Raw genomic sequence first — 6,331 nt, 5'->3', positions numbered from 1 at the left:
GTACGGGGGGGGGGGGGGGGGGGGGGGGGGGGGGGGGGGGGGGGGGGGGGGGTGCTGTTCGTGCCGGGGGCGCTGCCCCCGGACCCCCGGGATTTCGCCCCGGTCCCGCCCCTTCACCTAAAGCGCTCGCCGCGCGGCTGGGTGGGGGGCTGGTGTTTTGCGCAGTTCCCCGCGCCCCTGGAGGGGCGCGGTTTCTCGCGTCCCTGGATGTCTCGCGTTACTGGAAGTACTGCGGGGGGAGTAGGCGGCGGTGCCTCGGGCGGGGGACGCTTGTGAGGGGGCGGGCGTCTAGCGTGGGGTGCATGGAACCAGGAGAGCGCTGGGGGCGTGAGCGTCGTCCCGGGATCGGTGGGTTGGCCTGGCGGTCGACGTTCGTCATCGCGCTCGTCGTTTTTGTCGGGTCGCACTTTGCTCAGGTGGGGCAGCCTGAGCGGCAGCAGCTCGACGTTCTCGCGCGGGTTCTGCTCGTCGGCGGGGCGGCCGTGCTGCTCTGGCGGCACCGGGTGCCCGCCGTGGTCGCCTTCGTCGCCTGTGCGAGCGTGCTCGGGTATCTGGCCGGCGGATATCCGTACGGACCCGTCTTCCTGACCGCCGCCGTGGCGTGCTTCGGGGCGGTCGTGCGCGGGCGGCGCGTCGCCGCCTGGTGCGCGCTCGGGATGCTCTGGGGCGGGCACCTGCTCATCGGGCACTGGCTGTACCGGTGGCTGCCGCCCGCCGGGGACGGGCCCGCGCCCTGGGGCGTCGAGACCGTCATCGCCGCCTGGTTCGCCGTACTCCTCGCCGCCGCCGAACTCGCCCGCCTCAAACGGCAGCAGCGCCGCCAGGCCCGCGCCGAGCGGGCCGTGGCCGAGAAGCGGCGGGCCGACGAGGAACGGCTCAGAATCGCGCGCGAGCTGCACGACGTCCTCGCGCACAGCATCTCCGTCATCAACGTGCAGGCCGGCATGGGGCTCGCCCTCCTCGACACCGACCCCGAACAGGCCCGCACCGCCCTCAGCACCATCAAGTCCGCCAGCAAGGAAGCCCTCGGGGAGGTCCGCCAGGTGCTGGACACCCTGCGGACGCCCGGAGACGCCCCCCGCACCCCCGCCCCCGGGCTCGACCGGCTGCCCGAACTCGTCGAGCAGGCCGCCGCGGCGGGGCTCACGGTCCGTACCAGCAGCGAGGGAGAACCTCCCCGACGCGTCCCGCCCGGCGCCGACCTCGCCGCCTTCCGCATCGTGCAGGAGGCCCTCACCAACGTCGTCCGGCACTCCGGTTCCCGTACCGCCGACGTCCTGGTGGCCCACACGCCGGGTGCCCTCCGGCTCCGTATCGACGACGCCGGACCGGCGACGGGCGACGCGGCAGGCGGCAGCGGCAACGGACTGGCCGGAATGCGGGAGCGCGCGGCCGCCCTCGGTGGCACGATCGAAGCCGGTCCGCTGCCCGGCGGCGGCTTCCGCGTGGAGGCCACCCTTCTGCTCGGCCGCGAACGAGCCCGGGGGATCAGCTCCGAAGCGCCCGAAGCACCCGAGGCACCCGAAGCACCCGAAGCACCCGAGGCACCCGAAGAGTCCGAAGGAGACGTCCGGTGATCCGTGTCCTGCTCGCCGACGACCAGGCCCTCGTACGGGCCGGATTCCGCGCCCTGCTCGGCGCCCAGCCCGGCATCGAGGTCGCGGGCGAGGCGAGCGACGGGGAGGAGGCCTGGGGGCTGGTCGGCGAACTGCGGCCCGACGTCGTCCTGATGGACATCCGCATGCCCCGCCTCGACGGACTCGCCGCCACCCGGCGCATCACCGAGGACCCCGAACTCGACGGCGTGCGCGTCGTCATGCTCACCACCTTCGAGCTCGACGAGTACGTCTTCGAGGCGATCCGCTCCGGAGCCTCCGGCTTCCTCGTCAAGGACGCCGAACCCGAGGAGCTGATCCGGGCGGTCCGCGCGGTGGTCGAGGGCGACGCACTGCTGTCGCCCGGAGTGACCCGGCGGCTGATCGCCGAGTTCGCCGCCCGGTCGAAGGAGCCCGCGCACGCCTTTGCCCTCCAGGCGCTCACCGAGCGGGAGCGCGAGGTGATGGCGCTGGTCGGCATGGGGCTGTCCAACGAGGAGATCGCCCGGCGGCTCGTCGTCAGCCCGCTCACCGCGAAGACCCACGTCAGCCGCACCATGGTCAAACTGGGCGCCCGCGACCGCGCCCAACTGGTCGTGATGGCCTACGAGTCGGGGCTGGTGCGCCCCGGCTGGCTCGGCTGAGTGCCCGGCGCTCCCCGGTAGCCCCACAGCACGTACCCGACCCGTACGAAGAAGACGACCACGGCCAGCACTCCGGCCGCCGTCGTCGTCCCGCGCATCCGGTCCCCCGAGAGGCCGAGCAGCAGATCCGCCGGTGCGACCACCGCCAGGAACGTCACCCCGGCCAGCACGAAGGCGCTGAACAGGGCGTACCCGATCTCGATGGTGATGGCGTCGCTCTGCGCCCGTGTTCGATTCCCCATGCCGGTGAGTCTTCCACGCGAAGCGTCCCGGGACGCCTCTCAGTTCCAGGTGACGGACGACGACTCGCGCCACAGAGCGGCGAGTTGAGGATTCCCGGCCAGCGTCACGGCGTCCACCGGCGCCCGGTTCCACAGCACCGCATACAGCGCCCCGGCCGCACCGCTCAGCTCCGTGTCGGCCGGGCCCTCGTCGTTGCGTACGGTACGGGGCGGACCGTCGGGCGACAGGTGTACGGTCCACACCGCGCCCGGCGGGCCGTCCGTGGGCCGCACCCGCAGCGTCCCCGGCTTCTCGGGCCGCACCCGGCTGCGGTCGCGCGCGTGGAAGACGGTGAGCAGCTCGTCGATGCCGTCCGCCGCCAACTCCGTTGGTGCGTCGCCCACTTCGAGTCCCACCGCCGACGCCGCGTCCATCCGGTGCACGGTCGTCTCGTGTGCCTGGCGGCGCGCCCAGAACGTGAGCGGCGACGGCGCGGGCAGGAAGGTCCAGCACTCCAGGTCCGGCGGGGCCGCACGCAGCGCACCCACCAGCGCCGCGTGCCCCTCGCGGAACCAGGACAGCAACGCGTCGCCGTCCAGGTCCGGTTCGCCCGCGTCCGGCCGGTACTCCGTGTGCCCGTGCGCCACGAACTGTGTCGCCCAGCGGTGCACCATCCCGGTGTGCCGCAGCAGGTCGCGCACGAGCCAGCCGGGGCAGGTCGGCACCTCGGCCGAGGTGCCCGCGGCCCCGGCCGCGTCGGCCAGCAACTGCCCCTCCCGGGAAAGGGATTCGATGTGTTCGTCGGTCTTCATACGGCCGATCCTGGCACGCTTCGCGACGGCGCCCGCCGTTCCCCGCGCAGCAGACGGACGAAGAGCCCGAGCGCGTACGACTGGATCAGGACGGACAGGACGAGCGACGGATAGAGGAAGGCGGCAGAGTCGGCGACCGCGCTCGCGAGCAGATCGCCGCCGATCATGAACAGGAAGACCGTCGGCGCGGCGAGCAGGAACAGCCAGACCCCCGCCAGCGACGCGTCGTCGTGCGTGACGAAGAGCATGTCGACGGTCACGAACAGCGCGGCCACGGTCACCAGCGACAGGTAGACCACGGAAGCGGGGTTGCGGAACGTGAGCTGTACGAGGCCGTGCGCGCGATGATCCTTCATCTCGTCCCCCCGGACGGTTCGACGGTGGACCCTCATCGTGCCCCCGAGGGCCCGGTTCCGCCTGAGTAGCCCTACTCAGGGCTGCCTAGTCGGCTGTTATTCGGCCACCCGAGCCCCCTGAGTGCGACACCGGATGCGCGGACCGTGCCAACAGCCCCAGGCACGAGGCCCCGGCCGCCAGGACCGCCACCGTCGTCAGCGCCGTCGGCAGCGACAGCCAGTCGGCGAGGAACCCGATCGCGGGCGGGCCCAGCAGCATTCCGCCGTACCCGAGCGTGGACGCGGCGGCGACCCCGCCGGGACCGGCCAGCTCGCCCGCCCGGGAGATCGCCACCGGGAAGATGTTCGCCAGCCCGAGACCGGTCACCGCGAAGCCGAGGAGCGCGAGCCACAGCGTCGGCGCGAGGGAGCCGAGCAGCATGCCGACGGCGGCGGTCGCACCGCCCAGCGCCAGCGTCCGGGTCTGACCGAGCCGCTCCAGCAGAGTGGTGCCGGAGAACCGGCCGACCGTCATGGCCAGCGCGAACAGCGAGTACCCGGCGGCGGCGGTGCCCGGGTGCGCACCCAGGTCCTCCTGGAGGTGCAGCGGCCCCCAGTCGGCGATCGCACCCTCTCCGTACGCGGTGCACAGGGCGATGATCCCGAAGAGGGCGACGACGCGGCGCGACCCCTTGCGGTCGGCCCTTTCCGTACGGTCGGCCTCTTGCGTACGGTCGTCAGTGCCCGGAGTCGAAGGCGTGACCGGTGTCAGCGTGCGCGACTCGCGCAGCAGCGTCGGCCCCGCCGCCACCGTGAGCAGCAGCCCGACGAGCGTCAGCAGCGACAGGTGCACCAGCGGCGACAACCCGCCCGCCACCAGCCCGCCCAGCCCCGCACCCACCATGCCGCCCAGGCTGAACGCCGCGTGGAAACTCGGCATCACCGGGCGGCGCAGGGCGGCCACGACATCCACCGCCGCACTGTTCATCGCGACGCTGATGCCTCCGTACAGCGCGCCGAACACCAGCAGCACCAGCCCCAGCGCCAGCGGCGAATGCGTCAGCGGCGGCAGCGCGATGCTCAGCGAGAGCAGCGCCGCGCAGACCACCGTCACCCGGAAGCTGCCGAAGCGCCCGCACAGGCGGCCGGTCAGCGTCATCGTGATCACCGCACCCGCCGACACCCCCAGCAGGGCGAGGCCGAGCGCGCTGGCCGAGGCGGAGGTCTGCTCCTTGATGGCCGGGATACGGACCACCCACCCGGCGAAGATGAAGCCGTCGAGGGCGAAGAAGAGGGTCAGCGCGGTGCGGAGACGGGAGAGGGAGGGTGCGGCGGGGTTTCCGCCCGGGCCCCCCGAAGCGGTCGTCCGGACTTTGTTTAGGTTCGGCACAAAGTCAGCATAGGGGGAGCCCCCCAAACGGGGCAAGGCGCGCGCGGGGCGTGGCAGACTCGGCTTCATGAACGCCGAGGGGACCAGGGTGACCAGCGCCAGGACGAAGTTGGACCGGGGAAGGGGAGCGTTGGGACCCGCACTGGAACTCGTGCACACGGGCCGCGCCCCCACCCGCGCCGTCCTCACCGCCGAACTCGGCGTGACCCGCGCCACGGCGGGCGCGGTCGCCGCCGAACTCGAAGCCCTCGGCCTGATCCGCGTCGACTCCAACCCCGGCGCGGCCGCCGGATCGCAGGGCCGCCCCTCGCACCGGCTGACCGTCGACGACACCGGCCCGGTCGTGCTCGCCGCCCAGGTGCACTCCGACGGCTACCGGGCCGCCCTCGTCGGCCTCGGCGGCCGGATCGTGGCCACCGCCCCCGGCTGCCAGGACATCGACGCCGACCCCGCCCAGGTCATCGGCGCGGTCGTCGACGCGGGCGCCCGCCTGCTGGCGGAGTCCGGACGCCGCTGCGCCGGAGCCGGACTCGCCGTCCCCTCCGCCGTCGCCGAACCCGAGGGCACCGCCCTCAACCCCCTCCACCTGGCCTGGCCCCCCGGCGCCCCGGTCCGCGAGATCTTCGCCGAACGCGTTGCCGCCGCCGGGATCGAGGGCCCCGCCTTCACAGGCAACGACGTCAACCTCGCGGCACTGGCCGAGCACCGCCACGGTGCGGGCCGGGGCGCGCAGCACCTGCTGTGCGTGGCCACCGGGCACCGGGGCGTCGGCGGCGCGCTGGTCCTCGACGGCCGCCTGCACAGCGGGAGTTCGGGCCTCGCCCTGGAGGTCGGGCACCTCACCGTGAACCCCGAGGGCCGCCCCTGCCACTGCGGCAGCCGCGGCTGCCTCGACGTCGAGACCGACCCGGTGGCCTTCCTCGCGGAGGCCGGGCGCACCCCGGGCCCCGAGGTCTCGCTGCTCCAGCAGTCCCGCGACCTGCTCCGCGAGGAGTACACGGACCTGGCGGTACGGACGGCCGCCGAGGCCCTCGTGGACCGGCTCGGCCTCGGGCTCGCCGGGCTCGTCAACATCCTCAACCCGGACCGGATCGTCCTCGGCGGCCTCCACCAGGCCCTGCTGGCCGCCGCCCCCGAGCGGCTGCGCGCCGTCGTCGCCGACCGCAGCCTGTGGGGCAGGAGCGGCAGCGTACCGATCCTGCCCAGCACGCTCGACCACAACTCCCTGGTCGGAGCGGCCGAGCTGGCCTGGCAGCCGGTCCTGGACGACCCGCTCGCGGCGCCGGCGGTCCCTGCCGGAAATTGACGGTGGCCGCGCCCGACCGACTTGGTA

At 73.8% G+C, this 6,331-nt stretch carries 7 protein-coding genes; 3 read left to right on the top strand and 4 right to left on the bottom strand.

Annotated features, from left to right (window positions below; translation table 11 throughout):
* The first annotated feature begins 302 nt into the window (after nucleotides 1-302).
* Entirely contained in the window at nucleotides 303-1,577 is a 1,275-nt protein-coding gene (locus ACIO3O_RS22510) for a sensor histidine kinase (protein ID WP_401748512.1), read from the top strand.
* Entirely contained in the window at nucleotides 1,574-2,239 is a 666-nt protein-coding gene (locus tag ACIO3O_RS22505; RefSeq protein WP_401748510.1) for a response regulator, read from the top strand. Before ACIO3O_RS22510 ends, ACIO3O_RS22505 begins: the two co-directional genes overlap by 4 nt.
* Here ACIO3O_RS22505 and ACIO3O_RS22500 read toward each other — a convergent pair.
* The 4 genes from ACIO3O_RS22500 to ACIO3O_RS22485 all read right to left on the bottom strand — a co-directional run bounded on the left by ACIO3O_RS22500 (nucleotide 2,200) and on the right by ACIO3O_RS22485 (nucleotide 4,998).
* Nucleotides 2,200-2,481, bottom strand: a complete 282-nt coding sequence (locus tag ACIO3O_RS22500) for a DUF6332 family protein (protein WP_401748508.1) — start codon at nucleotides 2,479-2,481, stop codon at nucleotides 2,200-2,202. The genes ACIO3O_RS22505 and ACIO3O_RS22500 overlap by 40 nt on opposite strands.
* 39 nt (nucleotides 2,482-2,520) lie before the next feature.
* Nucleotides 2,521-3,273, bottom strand: a complete 753-nt coding sequence (locus ACIO3O_RS22495; RefSeq protein WP_401748506.1) for a maleylpyruvate isomerase family mycothiol-dependent enzyme — start codon at nucleotides 3,271-3,273, stop codon at nucleotides 2,521-2,523.
* Nucleotides 3,270-3,629, bottom strand: a complete 360-nt coding sequence (locus tag ACIO3O_RS22490) for an SCO4225 family membrane protein (RefSeq protein WP_401748504.1) — start codon at nucleotides 3,627-3,629, stop codon at nucleotides 3,270-3,272. The genes ACIO3O_RS22495 and ACIO3O_RS22490 overlap by 4 nt, the downstream gene beginning before the upstream one ends.
* Nucleotides 3,630-3,714: 85 nt before the next feature.
* Complete coding sequence (locus ACIO3O_RS22485) at nucleotides 3,715-4,998, bottom strand: MFS transporter (protein WP_401748503.1); 1,284 nt, start codon at nucleotides 4,996-4,998, stop codon at nucleotides 3,715-3,717.
* A gap of 67 nt (nucleotides 4,999-5,065) precedes the next feature.
* Here ACIO3O_RS22485 and ACIO3O_RS22480 point away from each other — a divergent pair, with 67 nt between their 5' ends.
* A complete protein-coding gene (locus ACIO3O_RS22480; RefSeq protein WP_401748501.1) occupies nucleotides 5,066-6,304 on the top strand; it encodes an ROK family protein in 1,239 nt (412 codons plus the stop codon).
* Nucleotides 6,305-6,331 lie beyond the last annotated feature (27 nt).

The sequence above is a fragment of the Streptomyces sp. NPDC087440 genome, from assembly GCF_044744005.1.
In the GTDB taxonomy this organism is placed as follows: Bacteria; Actinomycetota; Actinomycetes; order Streptomycetales; family Streptomycetaceae; genus Streptomyces.
The sequence above is the reverse complement of the archived record's forward strand: the minus strand, read 5'-3'. Positions and strand labels throughout refer to the sequence as shown.